This window comes from Pseudomonas sp. LF020 (genome assembly GCF_053456425.1).
The window spans coordinates 572,664-596,858 of the sequence record NZ_JBRFIX010000004.1 but is presented as its reverse complement, the minus strand read 5'-3'; the positions used below and the strand labels follow the sequence as shown (position 1 = coordinate 596,858).

Sequence of the window (24,195 nt, the reverse complement as noted above, 5' to 3'; positions counted from 1 at the left end):
CTGCATAAACCGGATCGCCGCATGACCGACAGCTTCGTCACCCAGTGCCCGCATTGCCAAACCAGCTTCCGCGTCAGCCATGCCCAATTGAGCGTGGCCCGTGGGGTGGTTCGTTGTGGCTCCTGCCTGCAAGTGTTCAACGCCGCCAAACAGCTGCTGGAACAACATGCCGGCAAGGAAGCGGTGACGCCGGTGGCCCCAGCCATCGTCCAGCCAGCACAGGCTCAACCTGTGGTCAGCGAGCCACCGCCGGTGGTTGAAGCACCGGCCAGCGTCGAACCGACCGCACCGCGCGCCATCAGCCAGAAGCAATGGAGCGCCAGCGAGCTGGATCTGGACAGTCTTGATCTGGACGAAGAACTGGCCCGCCTCGAACAACGGGAAATCCAGCCGACCACCGAATTCGGTCGCCAGCGCGAAGAGTCTCTGAGCGCGCGTCGCGACAGCCAGGAAGCCGATGAATCGGAGTGGCGCGACAGCCTGTTCAGCGCCCGCGACGATGAGCACCTGCCCGAGCCCGAAGATGAAGTCGAGCCAGATGCCGTCGAACCTGAACCGCTGAAAACCGTGCGCACCGAGCCTTCGCTGTCGCTGGAGCCGGTGGATCTGGACGACGAGCCGCCGATCCCGCAACTGCGCCTGCACGACCCGATCGATCCGAATGCCCGTCGTGAACGCCTGTCCGCCAACGTCGAACCCGACGAAGATGACCTGCCCTCGGTCGAACCGCTGCGCAAAAAACGCGAGCGTGCCGAACCAGGCGTGCGCGCCGAAGTACTGCAGGATCTGACCGACGATCCGCTGCAACTGGACTGGCAGAAGCGCCGCTCGCCCTGGGGCCGACGCCTGCTCTGGGGCTTGCTGGTGCTGTTGGCCGCCGCCGGTCTGGCAGGTCAGTACATTGCCTATCATTTCGACGAACTGGCGCGCCAGGATCAGTACCGCCCATGGTTTCAGCAGTTCTGTCCGCAGATCGGCTGCACAGTGCCGTCCAAGGTCGACATCGGCAAAATCAAAAGCAGCAATCTGGTGGTGCGCAGCCATCCGGAATTCAGCGGGGCGCTGGTGGTGGATGCGATCATCTACAACCGCGCGACGTTCTCCCAGCCATTTCCGTTGCTGGAGCTACGCTTCGCTGACCTCAACGGTCATCTGATCGCCAGTCGTCGCTTCAAACCCGGCGAATACCTCAACGGCGACCTTGAGGGCATGGCGGAAATGCCGCCGCAGACGCCGATCCACATCGCGCTGGATATCCTCGATCCAGGACCCAAAGCGGTGAATTACAGCCTGAGTTTCCACTCGCCCGAGTGAATCGCTTCACCGCTTCAGGTTTGACGGCAGTTTTCTGACTGCGCCCGCGGCAACCAAACCGCTGGCAATAACAGAATAACTGTTCAGATTTTGTTCAATTCAGCCTTTATCCAGTCATCGAGAGCGGGTATCATGCCAACCCTTTTTCGAACTCTCATGATCCGGCCCCACTTCAGGGAAGTCCTATGTCGGCGGTACGCATCGGCCCATATACATTGCAGAACGGTTTGATTCTCGCCCCGATGGCGGGGGTCACCGACCAGCCCTTTCGTCAGCTGTGCAAGCGTTTGGGCGCAGGGCTTGTAGTCTCGGAAATGGTCACCAGTGACATGAGCCTGTGGAATACCCGCAAGTCGCGCATGCGCATGATCCACGAAGGCGATCCCGAGCCACGCTCGGTGCAGATTGCCGGTGGCGATGCGCAGATGCTGGCGGACGCGGCACGGGCCAACGTCGAACTGGGCGCACAGATTATTGATATCAACATGGGTTGCCCGGCAAAGAAGGTCTGCAACAAGGCCGCCGGCTCCGCGTTATTGAAAGACGAAGCACTGGTGACCGAGATCCTGCAGGCCGTCGTCGCTGCAGTGGATGTGCCGGTGACCCTGAAGATCCGCACCGGTTGGGATCGCGACAACAAGAACGGCCTGACCGTGGCGAAGATCGCCGAGCAGGCCGGGATCACCGCGCTGGCCGTGCATGGCCGCACGCGCGCCGATCTGTACACCGGCGAAGCCGAGTACGACACGATTGCCGCAATCAAGCAGGCGGTGTCGATGCCGGTGTTTGCCAATGGCGATATCGATTCGCCGGAAAAGGCCCGTTACGTGCTCGACGCGACCGGTGCCGATGGCCTGCTGATAGGCCGGGCTGCCCAGGGGCGGCCATGGATTTTTCGCGAGATCGAACACTTCCTGCGTACCGGCGAGAAATTGCCGGCGCCGGAGCTGATCGAAGTGGAACGCATCCTGCTGGAGCATCTGGCCGCACTTCACGCCTTCTATGGGGACGTGATGGGCGTGCGCATTGCCCGCAAGCATGTGGGCTGGTATCTCGCAACCTTGCCGGGCGCCAGGGAGTTTCGCGCCCACTTCAATCGTTTGGATGGTACGGAAACACAATGCGCCAACGTTCGGGAGTTCTTCGCCGAGCGTTACAAGAGCCTGACAGGGGACGAAGAAGGGGTGGCCGCATGACGATGATGACCGAGACTTTAGTGAGTGGAACAGCACCCGTGAGCGACAACGTGAATTTGAAACAGCACCTCAATACCCCGAGCGAAGAAGGTCAGACCCTTCGCGGGAGTGTCGAGAAGGCGCTGCACAATTATTTCGCCCACCTTGAGGGCGCGTCCGTCACGGATGTGTACAACCTGGTGCTCTCCGAAGTCGAGGCTCCCCTGCTCGAAAGCGTGATGAACTACGTCAAGGGCAACCAGACCAAGGCCAGTGAGCTGCTGGGACTCAACCGCGGCACGCTGCGCAAGAAACTCAAGCAGTACGATCTGCTGTAAGCATTCAATCAAACCAGAAAGGCGCCCGCGTAAAACCGGTCGCCTTTTTTGCTGACTTCCTTTGCTTTTGATGGAAATTGAGATGACCGACCAGACTACCCGCCTGCCGATCCGCCGCGCCTTGATCAGCGTTTCCGACAAGACCGGGATCCTCGAATTCGCCAAGGAGCTTGAAGCCCTCGGCGTCGAGATCCTCTCCACCGGCGGGACGTTCAAGCTGCTGCGCGACAACGGTGTTGCCGCAGTGGAAGTCGCGGATTACACCGGTTTCGCGGAAATGATGGACGGTCGGGTGAAAACCCTGCACCCGAAAATCCACGGCGGGATCCTCGGTCGTCGCGGTATCGACGACGCCATCATGAACGAGCACGGCATCAAGCCGATCGACCTGGTTGCGGTCAACCTGTACCCGTTCGAAGCCACCATCAACAAGCCAGGCTGCGACCTGCCGACCGCGATCGAGAACATCGACATCGGCGGCCCGACCATGGTCCGTTCGGCAGCGAAAAACCATAAAGACGTAGCGATCGTGGTGAATGCCAGCGATTACGCCAGCGTTCTGCAAAACCTCAAAGCCGGCGGCCTGACCTACGCTCAGCGTTTCGACCTGATGCTCAAGGCCTTCGAACACACCGCCGCCTACGACGGCATGATCGCCAACTACATGGGCACCGTGAATCAGGCTGCCGACGTGCTGAGCACCGAAGGTCGCAGCGAATTTCCGCGCACCTTCAACAGCCAGTTCATCAAGGCTCAGGAAATGCGCTACGGCGAGAACCCGCACCAGAGCGCGGCGTTCTACGTGGAAGCCAAGCCGGCCGAAGTCGGCATCGCCACCGCGACCCAACTGCAAGGCAAAGAGCTGTCGTACAACAACGTGGCCGACACCGACGCCGCGCTGGAATGCGTGAAGAGCTTCGTCAAGCCGGCCTGCGTGATCGTCAAGCACGCCAACCCGTGCGGCGTGGCCGTAAGCCCGGACGCCGAGGGCGGCATTCGTCAGGCCTACGAACTGGCCTACGCCACCGACACCGAATCGGCTTTCGGCGGCATCATCGCCTTCAACCGTGAACTGGATGCCGAGACTGCCAAGGCGATCGTCGAGCGTCAGTTCGTGGAAGTGATCATTGCCCCAAGCGTCAGCGCAGAAGCTCGCGCCATCGTCGCCGCCAAAGCCAACGTGCGCCTGCTGGCGTGCGGCGAGTGGTCGGCGGATCGCGTTCCGGCCTGGGACTACAAGCGCGTCAACGGTGGCCTGCTGGTGCAGAGCCGCGACATCGGCATGATCGGCGCCGACGACCTGAAAGTGGTGACCAAGCGCGCACCGACCGAACAGGAAATCCACGACCTGATCTTCGCCTGGAAAGTCGCCAAGTACGTCAAGTCCAACGCCATCGTCTACGCCAAGAACCGTCAGACCATCGGTGTCGGCGCCGGCCAGATGAGCCGCGTAAACTCCGCGCGTATCGCCGCGATCAAGGCTGAGCACGCCGGTCTGCAAGTGGCCGGTTCGGTGATGGCCTCGGACGCGTTCTTCCCGTTCCGCGACGGCCTGGACAACGCGGCCAAGGTCGGTATCACGGCGGTGATCCAGCCGGGCGGCTCAATGCGTGACGCTGAAGTGATTGCTGCAGCCGACGAGGCTGGCATCGCGATGGTCTTTACGGGCATGCGCCACTTCCGTCACTGATTCCACTCGATCCAAATGTGGGAGCTGGCTTGCCAGCGATAGCATCCCCTCGGTCCAACTGATGAACCGAGTCGCCTGCATCGCTGGCAAGCCAGCTCCCACAGAAAAGCGCCCTTGCAGCGCTCAACAGAATTAGCGTCATCCGAGGTTTTTGAAATGAATGTTTTGATCATTGGCAGCGGTGGCCGTGAACACGCCCTGGCTTGGAAAGTGGCTCAGGATCCGCGCGTACAGAAGGTTTTCGTCGCACCGGGCAACGCCGGTACCGCGATTGAAGCCAAGTGCGAGAACGTCGCCATCGACGTGCTGGCCCTTGAGCAACTGGCCGACTTTGCCGAGAAAAACGTTTCCCTGACCATCGTCGGCCCGGAAGTGCCGCTGGTGGCTGGCGTGGTCGATCTGTTCCGCTCCCGTGGCCTGGACTGCTTCGGCCCGACCGCCGGCGCTGCACAGCTGGAAGGCTCGAAAGCCTTCACCAAGGATTTCCTCGCGCGTCACAAGATCCCGACCGCCGACTACCAGAACTTCACTGAAATTGAGCCGGCCCTGGCTTATCTGCGTGAAAAAGGCGCACCGATCGTGATCAAGGCCGACGGCCTGGCCGCCGGTAAAGGCGTGATCGTTGCCATGACCCTGACCGAAGCCGAAGACGCCGTGCGCGACATGCTCGCCGGCAATGCGTTCGGCGATGCCGGTTCGCGCGTGGTCATCGAAGAATTCCTCGACGGCGAAGAAGCCTCGTTCATCGTCATGGTCGACGGCAAGAACGTCCTGCCGATGGCCACCAGCCAGGATCACAAACGTGTTGGCGACGGCGACAGTGGCCCGAACACCGGCGGCATGGGTGCCTACTCCCCTGCCCCGGTGGTCACCGCCGACGTGCACCAGCGCGTGATGGACCAGGTGATCTGGCCGACCGTGCGCGGCATGGCCGAAGAAGGCAACGTCTACACCGGCTTCCTGTACGCCGGTCTGATGATCGACAAGGCCGGTAACCCGAAAGTCATCGAGTTCAACTGCCGCTTCGGTGACCCGGAGACCCAACCGGTGATGCTGCGTCTGCAGTCGAGCCTGGTGCTGCTGGTCGAAGCCGCTCTGGCGCAAGCGCTGGACAAGGTGGAAGCCCAGTGGGATCCACGCCCGAGCGTCGGCATCGTGCTGGCCGCCGGCGGCTACCCGGGCGACTACGCCAAGGGCGCGGTGATCAACGGTCTGGACGCAGCCGCAGGCCTGGAAGGCAAAGTCTTCCACGCCGGTACTGCCCTGAAGGATGGCAAGGTGGTGACGGCCGGTGGTCGCGTACTCTGCGCCACCGCCATGGGCGCCAGCGTCAGCGAAGCGCAGCAGCAAGCTTACAAGCTGGCCGCCGCCATCGACTGGGAAGGCTGCTTCTACCGCAAGGACATTGGCTACCGCGCCATTGCCCGTGAACGTGGCGAAACCCAGGAATAAGCTGTCCTTCAAGTCCGGCGCGGGATGCCGTCCCTCGCCGGGCTGTTCCGCCGCCGCGCATCGTTATATTCTGGCATCAACCTACGAAGGGATTTCGCCGTGCGCTGGCTCAGGATTGCCATAAGCTTCACCGTCACGTTGCTGACCTTGCTCTGCATGCTTCCGGCTCTGGCCGCGCAAGGCAGTGGCTGGTCGGTATTGCTTGACGACCAGGGCAATCTGCAACTGAGCGACATCCGCTCGGCACGCTACACCAATCAATTCAGCCCTATCGAACTTGATCGCCTCACGGCGGCCGAGCCCGATGGTGCACTCTGGCTGCGCTTCAAACTGGCCCCGGGCAAGCACGAGCAGGTGCTGCGAATCTTCGCCCCGGACCTGTCCAACCTCAGCCTCTACGTGCTGGACGGCGACAAGCTGATCGAGCAACGCACCTCCGGCACCCGCCAGCCGCAGGTCGAACGGCCGCTCCCAAGCAGCGACTTCCTGCTGCCACTGCCGCAAAGTGACAAATCCCTCGACGTCTATCTGCGGATGGTTTCCGACCATCAGCTACGCCCGCACATCACCCTGCAATCGGCGGTGATGAGTGCCGCCAACCAGAACCAGACGCTGATCTTCGGCCTGCTGTTCGGCTGCCTCGGCATGTTGCTGCTGCACAATCTTGTGCGCTACGCCTACTCCCGCTCGCGCAGCAGCCTGTGGCTGGCGGTCTGCGAAGGCCTGCTGGGCCTGAGCCTGTTGCTGTTGCTCAACCTCGCCGGCCCGTGGTTGCCGAACTGGCACGCGATCCAGACCCCGGGCGCCTATCTGGCGTTGCTGCTGACCGCTCCGGCCGGGCTGATGTTCGCCCTGCGCTTCTTCGCCCCGCTCGGCCCGCACCCGCTGAACAAACTGTTGCTGGGCGACATTCTGTTCATCGTGATCTGCAGCCTGCTGCTGTTGTTCGTCAACACCCTGCCGCTGAACATCATCACCTACGCGCTGGTGGCGCTGGCCGGTCTGAGCATGCTGTTGGTCGGCTTCTATCACTGGCAAAAAGGTTATCGTCCGGCGCGGCTGTTCGTTGCCGGGATGGTGGTGTTCAACATCGGCACGCTGATCATTTTGCCGGCCCTGCTGGGGCTGACCCTGGTGGCGCCGCAAGGCCTGATCATGACCCTGATGGGTTTCATCTGCATCAGTGGCCTGCTGATGAGCATTGCCTTGGGTGAACGCCAGCGCAGCATCACCGAAAGCCGGTTCAGCATCAGCCGCGATCTTGCCGCGAGCAATGCCGAGATCAACGCCAAGGCCGAATTCCTCGCCAAGATCAGCCACGAAATCCGCACTCCGATGAACGGCGTGCTGGGCATGACCGAACTGCTGCTGGGTACGCCACTGTCGGTCAAGCAACGCGATTACGTGCAAACCATCCACAGCGCCGGCAACGAATTGCTGACATTGATCAACGAGATCCTCGACATCTCCAAGCTCGAGTCCGGGCAGATCGAACTGGACGATGTGCAGTTCGACCTCAACGCGCTGATCGACGACTGCCTGAGCATCTACCGGGCCAAGGCCGAACAGCAGAACGTCGAGCTGATCAGCTTCATTCAGCCGCAGGTGCCGCGCGTCATCAGCGGCGACCCGACCCGCTTGCGCCAGACCCTGCTGAGCCTGCTGGAAAACGCCCTGAAGAAAACCGACGAAGGCGAAGTGTTGATCGTCGTCGCCCTCGACGAGCGCAGCGTCAAACCGCGCCTGCGCATCGCCGTGCAGGACAGCGGCCAGCCGATGGAGGCGGAAGAGCGCGATGCGTTGCTGCACGCCGAACTGCACAGCAAACACTTCCTCTCGGCCAACCGTCTGGGCGGCAATCTCGGGCTGGTGATTGCCCGGCAACTGATCCGCCTGATGCACGGCGAGTTCGGGATCAAGAGCGGCACCAGTCAGGGCAGCACCTTGTGGCTGACCTTGCCACTGGACCCGGATCGCCTCGAACACCCGACCTCCGACCTCGACGGCCCGCTGCAAGGTGCGCGGGTGCTGGTGGTGGACGACAACGACACCTGCCGCAAGGTGCTGGTGCAGCAATGCAGCGCCTGGGGCCTGAACGTCAGCGCCGTACCATCGGGCAAGGAAGCGCTGGCGCTGCTGCGCACCAAGGCGCACCTGCGCGACTACTTCGATGTGGTGCTGCTGGACCAGAACATGCCCGGCATGACCGGCATGCAACTGGCGGCCAAGATCAAGGAAGACCCGAGCCTCAATCACGACATCCTGTTGATCATGCTCACCGGCATCAGCAACGCGCCGAGCAAGATCATCGCGCGCAATTCGGGGATCAAACGCATCCTCGCCAAACCGGTGGCCGGCTACACGCTCAAGACCACCCTCGCCGATGAGCTGAACCAGCGCAACAAGGGTCAGGTGGTGTTTCAGCCACAAGTGCTCACACCGGCCACGGCAGCCAAGGTGCCGAGCGACTTCCGCATCCTCGTCGCTGAGGACAACACGATTTCGACCAAAGTGATTCGTGGCATGCTCGGCAAACTCAACCTGCAACCGGACACCGCCAGCAACGGCGAAGAAGCCCTGCAGGCGATGAAGGCCCAGCGTTACGATCTGGTGCTGATGGACTGCGAAATGCCGATCCTCGACGGCTTCTCGGCGACCCAGCAATTGCGTGCCTGGGAAGTCAGCAATCAGCGCATCCGCACACCGATCGTCGCGCTGACCGCGCACATCCTCGCCGAACACAAGGAACGTGCGCGCCAGGCCGGAATGGACGGGCACATGGCCAAACCGGTGGAACTGTCGCAACTGCGCGAGCTGATCGAACATTGGGTAGCCCAGCGCGATCAGCAGAACCGCACGGCCTCGACCTTCTGAGAAGGCCTGCCCGGTTGCGCCTCAATCGGCTGCGCAAAGCTGCCTGACTGCCCCTTCATCGGGCAACGTCAACCGCACAACGTTGTCCTTCAACCTGTCCCTGATTTTCAGAGCAACGGCGGCGCGTGCCGGAGCATAGAGGGTCTCAGACAAGTAGGCGCCGGCGTAACGCATACACACGTCGCCGCGCACATCCTCGGCCTGAAACAGCTCGGCCAGGGGGTTGCCGCCAAGCACCCGATCAGTCGCAAGCTCAAGATAGACACTGGTCAAGGAGGTCGGCGTGTTCGCGACGACCACCAGCAGGCGCACAGCCGTGGCGGACGCAAGCCCATCTTCGGACTCGGACGCCAGGATGCTCTTCTGGATGTGCCTGCGCAGCAAAACCATGGCCGACTCGGTGCCGGACAGGCCTGCCAGACGTCGCAGCGCTACAGGTGCAGCGCCGCTGTTATCCACAGCGTCGCTGAACATCGCGGCGATGACCCAATCACCTAGCGACTCGACATTATCCTTTCCGATGGACCATTGCCGTCGAGTTCTGGAGTGGCGCAGCCAATAGTTATCCAGCAACTGCACATACGCGCCATACCAGTCGATCTCCGCCGTCTTTTCGATTTTTTTATTGGCCGCCAATTGCGCCAGCAACAGGCACTCGATCAAATCGTCATAGTGCGCCAGCTCATCCGTTGCCGGAATCAGCACTACGGCGCCGCCAACAATCAATACTGAATATTCGCCATTCATATCAACGCTCCCAATAACAAAAAAGGCAGCCGAACCCGGCTGCCTTTTTTTGATCAATCAAATTTCAATATCGACAATCTTGTCACTGTGAGCGATGAGTTTATTTTTAATATTTTCACGAACCAAGTCCGCTTTTAATGTGTTTTTGACAAATACCGTTTCGCCTCGATACAGGTTTACATTACGCACGTCGACGTCGACAAACAGCACTTTGGTAGACGTATTCTTGCGCTGGAAACGTACGGCGCCCAGGGCCATGATCGCCTCACCGTTGACTTCAACGCACGCACCCGCGGAAATTCCACCCACACCGTGTTGCAGCAGATTGCGCTCATAAACCGTCAGCGCAGCAGTATCACGCTTTTGCAGGGCGGCAATCGCATCTCCCGCCACCTTGAGCATCAACGCCGTAGCCGGGCCTGGCAGTGCAGCGCCGGCAATCACGGAGCCGAGAATTTCCAGTACCAGCTTATCCATACGCACGCTGGTGCCCGCGACGTCCAGGTTGCTGTAATACTTGGTGACTGGCGTCCAGCCGGCCTGGGTCATCACCTCACGAAAACGCAGATACCACTCCTTACCCTGCTCTTCGGCCGGGTATTGTTTGTTGGCTGCAAGCGTGGCAAAGAGGAAGGCGTTTTCCGCATCGGATCGGTTTTGGGCGCTGATTCCGCCCGCAAAGCCCAGCGAACCTTCTCCCACAACAGAACCCTTCGACGGTGCTTCTACGTCGTCCCCTACAGCCATCAGGGCGCGAGGACGAATAACCAACCGGTCGTCGATCTCACACTCTTCAATCGCTTTAACACAAGAAGCAATATAACTTTCACGAACAGCTTGATTATGCACAATAAAATCCTTATTAATTATCTGACAAGTTCCTCTTGAACTTGCGATAAAACAATAACCAAACAAACATACAACCACAAACCCGAATCTGTAACATCATATCCAAACAACAAAAACAACTAACAAACGACAACAACACAACGATCAAAATAAAATCCGGAAAAATGAGCTGCCGTGCGCAGCATCTTCTGCGCACACAAGCAACTAAGCGACTGATAGACTCGCTGCCACCCCTCTCCGGATGCGAGCCGCCCTCATGCTCCACGTGTTATTCAGCGTTTACCTGAAGATGCTGGTGCTCTACAGCCCGTTCTTCGTGTTGTCCTGCTTCATCAGCCTGACCCGTGGCTACTCGCGCAAGGAACAGCGGCGCCTGGCCTGGAAAGTGGCGATTGCCACGCTGGTCTCCAGCGTTCTGCTGTATCTGTTCGGACGGGTGATTTTCGATGTGTTCGGGATCACTGCGGACGCATTCCGCATCGGTGCCGGCAGCGTGCTGTTCATCTCGGCGCTAGGCATGGCCCAGGGTAAGCCGGTGGTGCAGAGTGACAACGTGCAGCAGGACGTAACGATCGTTCCGCTGACCATCCCGCTGACCGTCGGCCCCGGCACCATCGGTGCCCTGCTGGTGATGGGCGTCAGCCAGCCGCACTGGGACGACAAACTGACCGCGATCATGAGCATCACCCTGGCCAGTTTCACCGTCGGCGTGGTGCTGTATCTGTCCAATCACATCGAACGGGTTCTGGGCGATCAAGGCCTGCAGATCGTCAGCCGGCTGATGGGATTGTTCGTCTGTGCGCTGGCGGCGCAAATCATCTTTACCGGGATCAAGGGCTACCTGGTGTCCTGAGGGAAAGTCAGAAGGTGTAAACCTTATTCAGGACGAGACAGAATCAGGAAAAGGGCCTGTGCAGTAGTCTGCGCAGGCCTTTTCAGCTGCCCTTCTGTTTTACGCCGGCACAGCGCTCAGCAACTGCGCAAGCGTTGCACCACCGTCGGCATCATCGGCTCCGACGATTTCCCGCAGCCTCTGCACCAGACTCGATACCGCATGGGAACGCCCGCCCTCGAACCCGAGGAAGACGTCGCCACGCATCGCCGGATCCACCGAGCACACATCCCGCAGGATCAGGCTGTGCTGGCGATCCGGATCGACGATCAGCAAGTGCTCATCGACAAACGACAGTTGCAGTGTTTGCGGTGCGTCCAGCGCCCAGACCAACTTGCCGGGAATCGTCGGGACCTCGCCCAGCGGGTGACGGCAATCGACGATCACTGAATCCAGCCGCAGCCAGCAGGCCCTCGACAGGTGATACGTCACGCCGCCCTGCCCCAGGCGCAACACCAGACAGCTCACGTCATCCGCGATCAATGGCAACAGGTCTTCGACCTTGTTCTGGCCCTCGACCACCAGCACTTCGGCGTCGCGCCGCATGTATTCGAACGGGCCGATGCTTTGCTGACCGGGGTAGACGTGTACGCGGTGTGCCTGAAGCTCGTGCAACAGCACATGCCGATGACGGGTGCCGAGCAATTCGCAATCGTGCGGCAGGTCCTGGCCCGCTACCCGGATCAGTTGTGCATTCGCCACGTCGAACCATTGCAGGTTGCCCGCGCCGGACTCCACGACGATGTAAGGCTCATGCTCGGCGGTCTCCAGCAATGCCTGCAGAGACTGCGGCAAATGCGCCGCGTGCTCGCTTGCCCAGTGATGATCGACGCCAATGATCCGTTCAGCTTCCTGATATCGCAGCTTGAGTGACACGCCGTCGAACGAGGTCCCGCACAGACCGGAGCCGTCATTGCGCACGGCGCTGAACCGCCAGTCGTCCCACTCGGCCTGCGGTGCGGGCAGCACGTCGCTTGCCAGTAACTGTGCGCCGTCGCCGAACGCTGGCTCGAGTTGCCGGCTGTCGAAGAACCGCTGACTGCAAATCTCACCGCTGGCGACATCGAGCAGCCAGACCGCCTGGTTGTCCGGTGTGACCCCGAGCAGGCGCATTTCTTGTTCATGCCCGGGGTCACACAACAGCAGACGGTTATCCACATACCAGGCGCACAGGCTGCGATCACCGGCGGCGTTGCGCAGACCCAGAATGGCGAAACTGTTGACCGGGTACTTCGTCGCCAGCGATTCGAGTGCTTGCCACCAATGTGCACGTCCCTTGAGCCAGCGCTCACTCAAGCCACCCAGCAGCACTTCACCCTCTGCGCTCAGGTTGAAGAACAGACCGTCGTCGGTCAGGGCCAGATACCCGTCCTGTACCGGCACCACGTCATTGAGCCCATCAGGCTGCAGCCATTGATGCGTCCATTGCGCGGGCCAGCGCTCGCTGCCAGCGGGCCCGCGACGTTGCACCTTGCACAGTTTTTGCGCCCGCCGATCGTAGATGAAGAACAGCTCGTGCTCATCGTCGACCGGCAGCAGCAACAGTTCACCCAGATGCTTGATCGAATCGGCCCAGCCGCGGGTATGCCCGGACGAGGCAACCGGATGAATGCACAACAGGTCACGGCTGCGAATCCAGACCAGGTCGCGCTGGTCCGGATCGAACGCCCAGCAGACCGACACATAAGCGGCCGGCTGCCAGTCGACGGTGCTGACGCCTGCGCGCTCGGGCACTGGCGATAACTTGAAATATCGACCAAGCACCACCGACCAATCCGTCAAGGTCGGGTGGGCGAACACTCGGCGGCCCAGATCACGGTCAATCTCTCGGGTAACTGCCACCAGTTGCAGCAGGCCGTCATGGATGAGGTAGTTGAGCTGCGTGATTTGCTGATCGGGACCCAGCCATTGCTGTTCGATATGAAGCACGCCTTGGGCATCGACATCGATACGCCGAACGCTGCACTGCCCCTCCATCACCAGCAGCCGGTAACGGTATTTGAGCAGACCGCTGACAGCGTCGACCTGCCAGATATCGTAGTTGTGCACCTCGTAGAAAAACGCAGAATCGCCGACCACCGCCGCCAGCAGTGTTTCATCGGCCGCCAGTACCTCTTCACTGCGAATGTACAGAAAGCGATCACCGGCAGCGTCGTACCAGGCGGTGGTGTGACGCGGCTGCCCCTCGGGTTCGAAAGGAATCGGAAAGTGATGAACCGGTGTGTACGGCAGCACCAGCCGATGCTCCCGCGCCAGCATCTGGTAATGCGTGAGCAACGACTGCTCGTTCTCTCCGACTGGCGCGCTCTGCCCGACAATGTCCAGTCGCCTGTCACTGCGGTTGACCTTGAACAATTGCTGCCCATTCAGCTGGAGCATGACCTCATGCCGTCCTTTGCCGTCGAACGTCACCTGCACGCCAGCCACAGAAAGAACCCCGCCGACGCCGATCCGCACATCGCTCTCGGTGGCCCAGGTGGCTAGCAGATTCCAGCGGCACAGCTGCAGGCTGGGCGACTGCAACTGGATATTGACCCCGCGATTGAGGATCAGTGAACAGGCGCCGCCCGCACCTTCGATGCGGTACGACACCTTGTCGTGCCAGACGGGGGGCATTATTGGCACCGCCAGCGCACGTTCTCGGGCATCCAGCCGTACCTCGATCACGGTTGGCCGATACGACGGTGCCAGACGGTTGACGATGTAGTGCACGGGAAAGGAATAGAACGAAAACAGAAACCGCCACTGGCCAGCCGCATCCTTCTTCTCCAGCTTGCGGGCTGTATCGAAGCCGGTGTCGTGACGCAGTGTCGAGAATGGCAGCGCCTTGTATTCGTAACCGTAATACGTGGTCGGCGTGCACGGCAGGACAACCAGTTGCATGGGCGGTGGGTCAAAACGGATGTAACCGGGCAGACCCAGTTCACGCCGCAGATCGAGCGCTTGTTGATCATCCGGATTGAAGTCCGGCACCCCGAAATGATCGCGCAGCCGATACACCTTCGGACTGTCGAGCACCATCCTGGCGCGAGTGAAGTCCAGGCCATGGACGACCAGCGAGGGGTGAGCGACCCACGCCCCAAGCCCATCGTCATACCGATAACCGACACCCCGACAGGCCCGCTCCAGATCATCGAAAAACAGCCCGACCTCCTGCGCCTGCTCGGCGATCCTGGCAAACCCCTGGGCCAGGGCCGCCACCCCCACGGCCAATCCGCCCAGAATCACTCCGGCCCCGCCGAGCACGGCTGCCGCAGTCGCCGCGCCCGCCGTGGCGGCTCCCAGGCCACCGGCGGTCAACGCCAGACTGGCGGAGTCGAAGGCCAATTGGGTACCGAACTGCGCGCGCTCGATCTCATTGTCCGCGGTCGCCAATTGATAGATGTCGAAGCCGACATTGGCCAGCCCCAGCACCGCGCCCACGCCTTCGTTGGCAACATGTCCCAGCGCCTCGCCCACCACCGGCGCACAGGTACGGGCGATGATCTTCTCTTCATTGAGTGCGGTTTTGATCAGACTGATCAGGCCGGTGACGTCCGTGACATTGCCATGCACCAGTTGTGCGTAATTGACGTAAGCGTGCAACCGCACGGCGGTGGTCAAGGTACGGTCATCTCCCTCTCGTCCACGCAGGACGTTCATCAGTGCCTGAATCGTGAAACCGGTATTGAGGGTGTGAACGGCACCCGCCTCTGCCATCTGCGGCGCGGCTCGAGTGCCAAGTGCCGAAAACTGCTCCGACAGGTAATTTCTGATGCGCAGCAGACGATGATCGGTGCTGACCACCTGCACCACATGCTCGGCCTGCGACGGATCGATCAGATTGATCCGGTACTCGCCGGTGGGCGTTATCTCCAGGGTTTCGAAGACCGGCACCAGCGGTTTTGCCGAAGCATGCAAGGCCTGTAAAGCGTCAGTCGCCAGGGCAATCTGATGTCCCCACCAGTGACTGTCCAGCTCGCGCAGGCTGCGTCCCAGATGCGGATTGCTGACCAGCGAATGGCCGCGGGCACTGCTCAGGCGCCGACGGATCGGCCGTTGCGTCTGTTCCGACAGGACATTGTCGGACTCCAGCAGTTGCCCGACATGAAATCCGCCAGACAGGTTCAGAGCCGATATCTTTTGCCCCTGCAGCTCGATCAGATCAAACGTCGGGCGGGCGGCGTCGCCGTAGGCCGCATAGTATTTCGCCATGCCCTGCTTCTGGAACAGGTCGGTCAGTGCCCGCTGGAACTGGTCCGTCTGGCTGAACTCGAACACGCCGAAATTGGGATCATAGAAGTGATAGGTGGCGTGTTCACCCTTGAAGGTTTTCGCCACCAGCATGGCGTGGTTGTCCGAATTGAGCATCAGCGTGCGCGAGCTGGCGAACCCTTCCAGCGTTGCGCCAAGCTGCTGCAGTTCGACACGCCCCAGCGGCTTGCCGATGTCGTGCAATTGCACGTCGCGCAATTCCTCGAGTGCTTCCAGAAATACCATTGAATCGGGTTGATGCGGCTCGGCAGTGGTCAGGAAAAATCGCTCGCGCAAACGTCGCGACGCTGCATCGCCGTGCTCCAGAGCAGCGCTCATGATCAGCGCCAGCGGGTAACAGCGGCCACCGGGATCACCCGGCCCCTGGAGCAACAGATCCTGCGGCACCAGCTTGACGTCACTGGCCTCGATTTGCCCCAGTACCTGACCCAGCCGCAGGATCACCTGCTCACGATGCTCACGGGTGGCGATGGTCTGGATATGGGCAACATGACGCCCCCATTGAAACAGCGTATGCGCCTGCGACAGCGCGGCTCGCTTCAACGTCAACGCGCTGTCCGACGACACCATCGGTTGGTCGACATGGCTGGCGAGACCGGCCATGAATTGCGGCGCCCGATGCTGATACAGATGGCGTTCAATGGCCGCATAACGCACCGACGCTCCCACCTCGGCAACGCTGTTGGCGAGGTTTTCGAGTTCGGCGGCAAGTTGCGTGAAGCTTGAGTTATCCAGTGAACGTGCGCCGAGCAGCTGTCCCAACACCACCCGTTGCAAAGGGCTGACCTGAAAGAACTGCAGCGAACCCTCGGCAATACCGCTTAGCAGCTCATCCAGCGCCAGTCCCTGAATCCGCGTATCGCTGAGCGACGCCGGAGCTTGCAAGTTGACAGGCTGGGCCTTGATGGCCTGACGTTCATCGAAACCCAGCCCCGGCCCTGCGGGAAAAATCAGCGGACCGTTATGACCTTGCCTCATCGCCGCCAGGAACGGTGCACCGAGTCGGTCGATCATTCCTTGCAAGACCTCCGTCAGCAGCACCGGCCGCCCCTCGATGATCGGCCAACCCTCTTCGAACGTCACAGTCTGCTGCTTGAGCAAGGCTGCAACATCACCGTTGTAACGGACACTGAAGCGTCCTTGTCGCCAACGCTGCTGCTCGTCGATGACCCATTGTTCGTCAGCGCTGTCGTTGTCTTTCCAAGAGTGATCCTGCTCCTCCTCGGTCTTGTCATTGATCATCCAGAGCGGTTCTATGGCAGTCTCGAGGCGCACGGTCTCATCTTCACGCGGGACGAAGTTGTGCCGCTCATAATCGCGCATGCCAGCACGCATCGCGGTCGGGCCAGTCAGAAAAATCGTCCATTCGCTCTGCGGACGGATGCCGTCTTCAAAATGCCCGGCGACCGCCAGAATCAGTTCGTTAGCCGTAGCACCTTCGATCGAAGACAGAGCAGAAATGGGGCCGCAGTTTTCCTCGAATACCTCGCGCGCAAGCGTCGACATGCCGTGGAAATCGCTCAGCGCAACACCGCGCGTGGCCGCCAGTCGAGCCGTCAGGTCGATGAAGTCATAGTTGAAGCGAAACCGGTCGATCACGCTTTTGAGCATCGGCGATCGGGCATGGGCCATCAGAAAGGAATTGCTCAGAGAGCCCTGCACAGCAACTGCTCGCAAGTCCTGGGGGCGCACGAGCAACTCGGCTGGCGCCTGGAACACTTCATTCAGCGCCGGTTGCTGCCGGGCAAACGTCTCAAGCGCGGCGCGGTGTTGCTCGGGAATGCTTGCCAGATAATCAGTGTACTGGTGGCGCAGCGCCTCGCGTGCAGGCATCCAGTGCCGATTGTGATCGAGCAGCAGTTGCAGAACGCCAACGCGTGCCCGGGGGTCAAACCCGCTGATATCAACGCCGCCCAGGGTCTTGACCAGTGGCGGCAGATTATCAACATCGGCATAACCGCCGCCCTCATCGTACAGGGCCTCGGCGCGCACCACATCGGAAGCAGCGGCCAGATTGCCGCGCAACCGGATTTCGCGCTCGTAGATATCCTGCAACTGCAGCGGAGTATCCAGGGCGCTCAAATCGCGCAACTGCAGGTCGCCTCCTGCGAGCTCGAGCAGACTGCGGCGGTTTTGCTCGATCAACGTCTCCAGTTGTGCGGCGTCCTGCCCATAGGCGCGAGCCAACAGATCGATCCGTGCTTCATCGGCTGAAAGTCCCTGCGCCAATGCGGCATCGATGTGCATGGACATCTGTTGTTTAAGGACGATGGCCCGTTCTTCGTACAGCGTGCTCAGCTGGTCTGTGGAAACACTGTCGCTGCCATCCTGTTGCAGGGCGTCAGCCTTGGCCGCCTCGACGATCAGCTTGTTGGTTTGCCAGGCCAACAACGCGTCGCTGTCATACCAGAGATGCAGACTGTAACCTTGCCCGTTCAGCACCTGTTTCCAGAGGTTGAGGTAGTCACGCTGTATCTCGCCCACTCCACCACCGAGCCAGATAAAGTGCAGATTCCTGGGCACGGCAGTCGGGGTGCTCTTCGCGTAAGCCAAACTGTTTTGCAACCGGGTTTCGAAGGCTTGAATGCTGTCATAGATACGCAATAACCGTGCAGGCTGGCTATCAGGCTGGTGTTCACGTGGGGCACCAATCAACTGGCCGATCGACTGTTTGAGCAGTGCCAAGGGCTCGATCAGTCGTGGTGAATCGAGTAAGCCGATACAGGCAAAGTAATAACGCAACACTGACTGATAAGAATCACTATTGCGGTGCGCCGACATGGCCTGTTCCAGATCAGCCTGTTTGAACAAGTTGATGAATTTGACAAAACCGCTGGCGTCTTGAGGTCTTCGATCCTGCATGAAAGTTGCTCCTTTGCCCTGACCATTAACGAGTGCCCGCTGGCACCTGCATGGAGAGCAAACTAACTTCTGACAAATCGGAGCTCAAACTTCAAAACTTTCAACACATGTCAAAATCGACCACTAAAAAGCAACTGATAGCGCATGTAACAGCAACCAGTTATTTCGATAATCAATGTACAAATCAAACATACCTGAGCAGAACGCGACATTATCAGAACTGGAAATTCAGGTCTGTTTATCAGCATTCAAGATAAGTCGAACAGAATGTAACCAACGAGAATATTCCCACGCAAAAGCGGAGCCGATCCTACAAGTCCCGTTGAACAATATGACGCGGTCAGATCCGGAAACAATCGCGCGGAAAAATGCGCATGGCGAGAGAGGTTTCTCTCTCGCCACTCCTTCATGCCTGCGGTTTTTCGCCGTACCAGCGCGGCGTGTAGACCCACTCGCCACCTTCAGCCTTGGGAAAGGTGCACGTCGTCGAAGAACCAACCAGCACCATGGTGCGCATGTCCACCTGATCCGGGGTCAGTTGCCCCAGTGTCGTCACGCGCAGGGTCTGCCCCGGACGACCGATGTCGCGCCCCAACACCACGGGCGTCGCCGCAGTGCGATGTTGCGCGACGATTTCCAGCGCGCGCCCCAATTGCCAGGGACGCGCGCGGGAGATCGGGTTGTAGAAGGCCAGCGCCAGATCGGCCCCGGCCGCCAGCTCCAGACGTTTCTCGATGATCGACCACGGTTTGAGGTTGTCCGACAGCGACATCACGCAGAAGTCATGCCCCAGCGGTGCACCCGCTTGCGCAGCCGTGGCGAGCGAAGCGGACACCCCCGGCAGGATTTCCAGCTCGACGCTGTGCCAGGCTGGATCGGTCGACTCGTGCAATGCTTCGAGCACCGCTGCGGCCATGGCGAACACGCCGGGGTCGCCGGACGAGACCACGATCACCGAACGGCCCTCGGCCGCCAGCCGGAAGGCGTGGCGGGCACGCTGCATTTCTTCGCGATTGTCGGTGCAGTGCTGCACCTGATCATCGCGAAACGGGCCGGCCATGCGCACATAGGTTTCATAACCGAGCACATCGGTGGCCCGCGCCAGTTCCGCCTTGACCGCAGGCACCATCAATTCGGCAGCGCCAGGGCCGAGGCCGATCACCGCAAGGCGCCCACGTTGACGACCGATCTGCGCGACGTCCAGCGGCTGTTCGGCGCGCGCAATCACCAAGCCGTTGGCACTGCTGATCGAGGCCTGCGGCAGTGCCTGACGAGCCAACTCATTGAGGTCTTTTTGCGCCGCGACAAAGCGCAGCGGCACACCCAGTTCGAGGGCGGCTTCACGCAATTTTGCCGACGCCATTTCAGTATCAGCCGCCAGCAGACAGGCCAGCGACTGCTGCGCAACCCCGGCCTGCTGCAACGCGGCGCGCACGGCATGCGGCAGTTCGTCCGACTGCGCACTCACCGCCACGGCGACGCTGCGCGGATAGATCAGCAACTCGTTGGCGCTTGCAACACGCTCGGCACTGCCGACATGAATCGAGCGCTGCGCCTGCGGGTCTTGCGGCAACTGCGCCTGCGCAAGCCACGGCGCGGCACCTTCGATGCGCACGCTGTGCCCGGCCAGCAGATCGGACACGAAACGCTTGCCCAGCTCCAGATCAGCCAGCGCATAGCCGTTGGGTGGATTGAGCAGACAAGTGCCAAAGCGCAATTCGCCACTGGTGGTGATCGCCGCCGCGACTTGCAATGCGGCACCGATTTCCCGGGCCATGACGTTCACCCCGCCGAGGCCGCCGAGCAGCGGCACCACGGCGCTGCCGTCTTCGGCCACGGCGAGCACCGCAGGCTCGGCACCCTTCTCCAGCAGCACCGGCGCCAGGGTGCGGATGACAATGCCGGCCGCGCACAGGGCAATGATCGGCGTGTCCTGCTGATACAACTCACGCAGCGTCGCGCCGAACTCCTGATAGGTGCAGTCGGCGCCTTCAACGCGTCCGGCGAGGCCGTGGATCTGCGCCGTCGGATACAGCTGCTGGATCCGCCGCGCGGTGGCAAGCGCGCCCTGTCCGAGGATGACAATGGCCGGTGTGGATGGCGTCATCAACCTTGCCACCGTTCGCCCGGGACGATGATCAGCGAGAAGTACGGCGAGGACATCGGCTCGACCTGATCCAGCGGCACTATCTTCTGATTGGCCATGGTCGCGCGTTCGACGTACAGCGCCCGCTCGGCCAGACCGAGCTCTTCGAGCACCGCACGAACTTTGGGAAAGTTGCGCCCCAGCTTCATGATCACCGCCGCATCGGCGTCGGCCAGGCGTCGCTTCAGATCCTCGTGCGGCAGCACGCCGGAAAGCACCGACAGGCTCTGGTTGCGATACACCAGCGGCGCGCCGAGCACCGAGGCGCCGCCAAGCATCGAGCACACGCCCGGCACCACTTCGGCTTCATAGCGCGTGGACAACCGATCGTGCAGATACATATAGGAGCCGTAAAAGAACGGGTCGCCTTCGCAGATCACCGCCACATCACGGCCGGCGTCCAGATGCGCAGCCACGGTCTCGGCGGCTTCATCGTAGAAATCGCTGATCACTTGCTCGTAGGACAGCGGCGCCGGCAGCACTTCGGTGGTCACCGGGTACACCAGCGGCAGCAGATTCTGCGCGTCCTGCAGGTGCGCTTCGATGATGCCGAACGCGTTGCCCTTCTTGCCCTTGGCGACAAAGTACGCCACCACCGGCGACTCACGCAGCAGGCGCAGGGCTTTCACGGTAATCAGTTCCGGATCACCCGGGCCGACACCCAGGCCGATCAAACGTCCTTTGGCCTGCATTATTCGATCTCCGTGGCGAGGGCGTTCACGGCCGCAGCGGCCATGGCGCTGCCGCCGAGCCGACCTTGCATGATCACGAACGGTACGCCGCGACTGTCAGCCGCCAGCGCCGCTTTCGATTCGGCGGCGCCGACGAAGCCCACCGGGAAGCCTAGGATAAGCGCCGGTTTCGGTGCGCCGGCGTCGAGCATTTCCAGCAGATAAAACAGTGCGGTCGGCGCGTTGCCGATCACCACCACGCTGCCTTCCAAATGCGGACGCCACAGCTCCAGCGCCGCCGCCGAGCGGGTGTTGCCCAACTCACGGGCCAGCTCCGGCACGCTGTCGTCGCGCAGGGTGCAGATCACTTGATTGTTCGCCGGCAGACGGGCACGGGTCACGCCTTCGGAAACCATCCGCGCATCACACAGGATCGGCGCGCCGGCTGCCAGTGCATCGCGCCCGGCCTTGCCGGCACCTTCGGAGAATTGCAGACCGTCAATGGCCTCGACCATGCCGCAGGCGTGGATCACCCGCACCGCGAGTTTTTCCAGATCGGCCGGGATGCGCGCCAGATTGGCCTCGCTGCGAATGATCGCGAAGGAGTTGCGATAGATCTCCTGACCGTCGCGGATGTAATCAAGCATCAAGGGGGCTCCGTGAGCGGGCGTCGAGCAGGGTCGCGGCCGCTTCAATAGTAAGGTTGCGTGCGTGCAGCGCGCCGAAACCCGGCAGCGCTGCATCGCGAAAATAGAGGTCGTAATGACCGGGGCTGACCGCCAGCAATGTCGCCGGGGTGCGATGGGCTGCAGCGCAAGAGCGCGGGCAACCGGACAGGTGCACGTTCTGCGCCTGTGGCAACAGCGTCGCCAGCCGCCGGGCGTCGTGTTTGGTATCGGCCAGGCCTTTGCCGCAGCCACTGGAGCCGGTGCAGGCGATCAGCCGGGACAGCGGCTCGCTGACGTCGGTCAGCCAGTGCAATGGCGTCAGATTTTTCAGAACTTGCGCCGCGTCGGTGGGCTTCACGTTCGGCAACAGCAGACTTTGCCAAGGGGTGAAACGCAGGGTGCCGTCACCGTACTCGCGGGCCAGTCGGGCCGCGCCACGCAGCATGGCCGGATCGAGACGGCCGAGCGCCGGTACCGCGCCGACATACACCCTGTCGTCAGCATTTTGCCGGTGAACACCGATGTGCAGCGCATCCGCCAGCGGCGGGCGCTGTCGAGCAACGGCAGCTTTGATCGCTACGCGTTCGCGCAACTGTTCGAGAAAAGCCAGCCGCGGCAGCTCATCGAGCAAATGGCGCATGCGCGTCTGCTCCGGTCGAGCCCGCTCAAGGAACAACTCCAGCACCGCGACCACCAGCCCATGGCCGTGTTCCACGGTCACGGCACCGGCCGCACGATCGGTCGGGCAGCCGGCCAGACCGAACGCCAACAAGACTTCATCGTCACGTTCGAACGCCGACAGCCACAGATCATGCGGATGCTCGAGCATTGCCAACGCCTCCCCGCCGTCGAGTTGCACGGCGAACTTGGCGCTCAACTCGTGAAAGCGCGGATGCGTCTGCAGGGTCGCCAGAATCTGTTCGGCCAGTGGCCGGGTATCGAACAACAGTTGCCTATCGATCCCGGCACTCGGGCTGAGCATCAGATTGCGTACATCGTCACCCGCTGCAGTTTGCGGCCCCAGACCGGCGGCCAGCAAACTGTCGATCAATGCCGCTGACTGCTCGCCGATGCCGCGAATCTGCAGATTGGCGCGGTTGGTCGCCTCGATCGCGCCACTGGCAAAACGCTCGGCAGCATCAGCCACCGCGTCAGCCTGATCAGCAGTGATCGAGCCACCATTGAGCTTGATCCGGCAAATGCCGCCGTCCAGCGCCTGGACAATACGCAGCAACCCCGGACAAGCCGAGGGACGCAAAGCGGTGGACAGAGGACGTTCGTTCAAGGGATGACCGGCTGGCTGGCAGCGCTGTGGTGGGCGAAAGGTCGCCATTATGCCTGCTTTGCCCGAGCGCATGAAAATGCCTGCCGGTCGGAAACTACGCTGATGGCACTTTTTCAACGTAAAAGTGCTTCATCGCACGGAGTTCAAAGTTCGTAGTCTTCAAAATCGAATGCAACCCCCTCCAGGGCTTTCTGCACACTGAGGCGGCGGGCATCCATGACACGGCGGCTGATCACCACCTTGCGCACCATTACATCCAGTTGAGTCATGACTTGCGAAACATCCCAGAAAAAATACTCAGTATTCATACTCGATTTAATAAAGCGGATATTGGTGACGAGCAACTCCATATCGCCGTTGGGGTTATAGCTGACCGGCATGATCTTGAAATCAAATAGCTTGCCACTGAGGCCTTTGACTTTTTTCAAAAGTTCCACGTCCCTTTCCAGCGCAACCAGTCCACGGTCAACCCCGTCCACTTGATCACGACTGAGCAATGGCGATGCAACTTCCTCCCAGAGCCTGCGCACATTGCCATTGAACTGCGGCTGCACATGCTCTATCGGCCGATGATCGCGATTCCAGCCATGTGACCACAGGAGATCGGCGAAGTAATCGATCCAGCGTCCCGGTTGCGTCTCACTTTTGTAAGTGATATCTGCCTGGCGTTGTGCCAGATAAATACAGTTCAAGGCGAATTGGTAATCCTCGCGAGACTGTCCCTGAGTTCCGGCCAGCAATATGTCGCCGACTAAAGTCGCGTTATGTTTTATGTCATCCATGTTTTCCAACCTTATTGCAGGTGGACGCCAACAAGGCGTCCGTCAATTAGTTACCGAACACTTACGCACGGCTTACAAGTTTTTTCAGCTATAACTTTTCAAACTTGATAAAAACAAAATAACAAAGGAGCTCAATTCGCCAACCCGTTTTGAAACACATAACATTTCAACCGTTGCCAGCGTCTGCGACAAGGCG

The 24,195-nt window shown here is 60.8% G+C and carries 15 protein-coding genes; 7 read left to right on the top strand and 8 right to left on the bottom strand.

Going from position 1 to position 24,195, the window contains the following annotated elements; genetic code table 11:
* Positions 1 to 21 precede the first annotated feature (21 nt).
* The 6 genes from ACU680_RS13195 to ACU680_RS13170 all read left to right on the top strand — a co-directional run bounded on the left by ACU680_RS13195 (position 22) and on the right by ACU680_RS13170 (position 8,843).
* On the top strand, positions 22 to 1,314 hold the full coding sequence (locus tag ACU680_RS13195) for a DUF3426 domain-containing protein (RefSeq protein ID WP_448179647.1): 1,293 nt from the start codon (positions 22 to 24) through the stop codon (positions 1,312 to 1,314).
* 185 nt (positions 1,315 to 1,499) lie between these two features.
* Entirely contained in the window at positions 1,500 to 2,510 is a 1,011-nt protein-coding gene (gene dusB / locus ACU680_RS13190; protein WP_400760381.1) for a tRNA dihydrouridine synthase DusB, read from the top strand.
* Positions 2,507 to 2,827: a DNA-binding transcriptional regulator Fis gene (gene fis, locus ACU680_RS13185; protein ID WP_003221275.1), complete on the top strand. Its 321-nt coding sequence runs from the start codon at positions 2,507 to 2,509 to the stop codon at positions 2,825 to 2,827. The genes dusB and fis overlap by 4 nt, the downstream gene beginning before the upstream one ends.
* An 82-nt stretch (positions 2,828 to 2,909) precedes the next feature.
* A complete protein-coding gene (gene purH / locus ACU680_RS13180) occupies positions 2,910 to 4,517 on the top strand; it encodes a bifunctional phosphoribosylaminoimidazolecarboxamide formyltransferase/IMP cyclohydrolase (RefSeq protein ID WP_448179646.1) in 1,608 nt (535 codons plus the stop codon).
* A 156-nt stretch (positions 4,518 to 4,673) separates the two neighbouring features.
* The gene (gene purD, locus ACU680_RS13175) at positions 4,674 to 5,969 is read left to right on the top strand and encodes a phosphoribosylamine--glycine ligase (protein WP_448179645.1); all 1,296 of its coding nucleotides are present in this window, start codon (positions 4,674 to 4,676) and stop codon (positions 5,967 to 5,969) included.
* Positions 5,970 to 6,068: 99 nt separating this feature from the next.
* Positions 6,069 to 8,843 carry a hybrid sensor histidine kinase/response regulator gene (locus ACU680_RS13170; RefSeq protein ID WP_448179644.1) on the top strand — a complete coding sequence of 925 codons (2,775 nt, stop codon included), beginning with the start codon at positions 6,069 to 6,071 and terminating at the stop codon, positions 8,841 to 8,843.
* A gap of 21 nt (positions 8,844 to 8,864) precedes the next feature.
* Here the strand turns inward: ACU680_RS13170 and ACU680_RS13165 are convergent, their stop codons facing one another.
* Both ACU680_RS13165 and ACU680_RS13160 read right to left on the bottom strand, forming a co-directional pair.
* Positions 8,865 to 9,590, bottom strand: coding sequence for a hypothetical protein (locus ACU680_RS13165; protein WP_448179643.1), 726 nt, complete (start codon positions 9,588 to 9,590; stop codon positions 8,865 to 8,867).
* Between the two features lie 57 nt (positions 9,591 to 9,647).
* Entirely contained in the window at positions 9,648 to 10,439 is a 792-nt protein-coding gene (locus ACU680_RS13160) for a hypothetical protein (RefSeq protein WP_367082888.1), read from the bottom strand.
* 256 nt (positions 10,440 to 10,695) lie between these two features.
* Here ACU680_RS13160 and ACU680_RS13155 point away from each other — a divergent pair, with 256 nt between their 5' ends.
* Positions 10,696 to 11,292, top strand: coding sequence for a MarC family protein (locus ACU680_RS13155; protein ID WP_007961956.1), 597 nt, complete (start codon positions 10,696 to 10,698; stop codon positions 11,290 to 11,292).
* Between the two features lie 99 nt (positions 11,293 to 11,391).
* Here ACU680_RS13155 and ACU680_RS13150 read toward each other — a convergent pair whose 3' ends face one another.
* The 6 genes from ACU680_RS13150 to ACU680_RS13125 form a co-directional block, all read right to left on the bottom strand.
* Positions 11,392 to 18,447: a TcdA/TcdB pore-forming domain-containing protein gene (locus ACU680_RS13150; RefSeq protein ID WP_448179642.1), complete on the bottom strand. Its 7,056-nt coding sequence runs from the start codon at positions 18,445 to 18,447 to the stop codon at positions 11,392 to 11,394.
* A gap of 406 nt (positions 18,448 to 18,853) precedes the next feature.
* Positions 18,854 to 20,554, bottom strand: a complete 1,701-nt coding sequence (gene cobJ / locus ACU680_RS13145; RefSeq protein ID WP_448179641.1) for a precorrin-3B C(17)-methyltransferase — start codon at positions 20,552 to 20,554, stop codon at positions 18,854 to 18,856.
* The gene (locus ACU680_RS13140; protein WP_027613582.1) at positions 20,554 to 21,285 is read right to left on the bottom strand and encodes a precorrin-2 C(20)-methyltransferase; all 732 of its coding nucleotides are present in this window, start codon (positions 21,283 to 21,285) and stop codon (positions 20,554 to 20,556) included. The genes cobJ and ACU680_RS13140 overlap by 1 nt, the downstream gene beginning before the upstream one ends.
* On the bottom strand, positions 21,285 to 21,911 hold the full coding sequence (locus ACU680_RS13135) for a precorrin-8X methylmutase (RefSeq protein WP_102899398.1): 627 nt from the start codon (positions 21,909 to 21,911) through the stop codon (positions 21,285 to 21,287). Before ACU680_RS13135 ends, ACU680_RS13140 begins: the two co-directional genes overlap by 1 nt.
* Positions 21,904 to 23,202, bottom strand: a complete 1,299-nt coding sequence (gene cobG / locus ACU680_RS13130) for a precorrin-3B synthase (RefSeq protein ID WP_448179657.1) — start codon at positions 23,200 to 23,202, stop codon at positions 21,904 to 21,906. Before cobG ends, ACU680_RS13135 begins: the two co-directional genes overlap by 8 nt.
* Positions 23,203 to 23,360: 158 nt before the next feature.
* Positions 23,361 to 23,999 (bottom strand): hypothetical protein, encoded by a 639-nt coding sequence (locus tag ACU680_RS13125; RefSeq protein ID WP_448179640.1) that lies wholly within the window; start codon positions 23,997 to 23,999, stop codon positions 23,361 to 23,363.
* Positions 24,000 to 24,195: the final 196 nt, after the last annotated feature.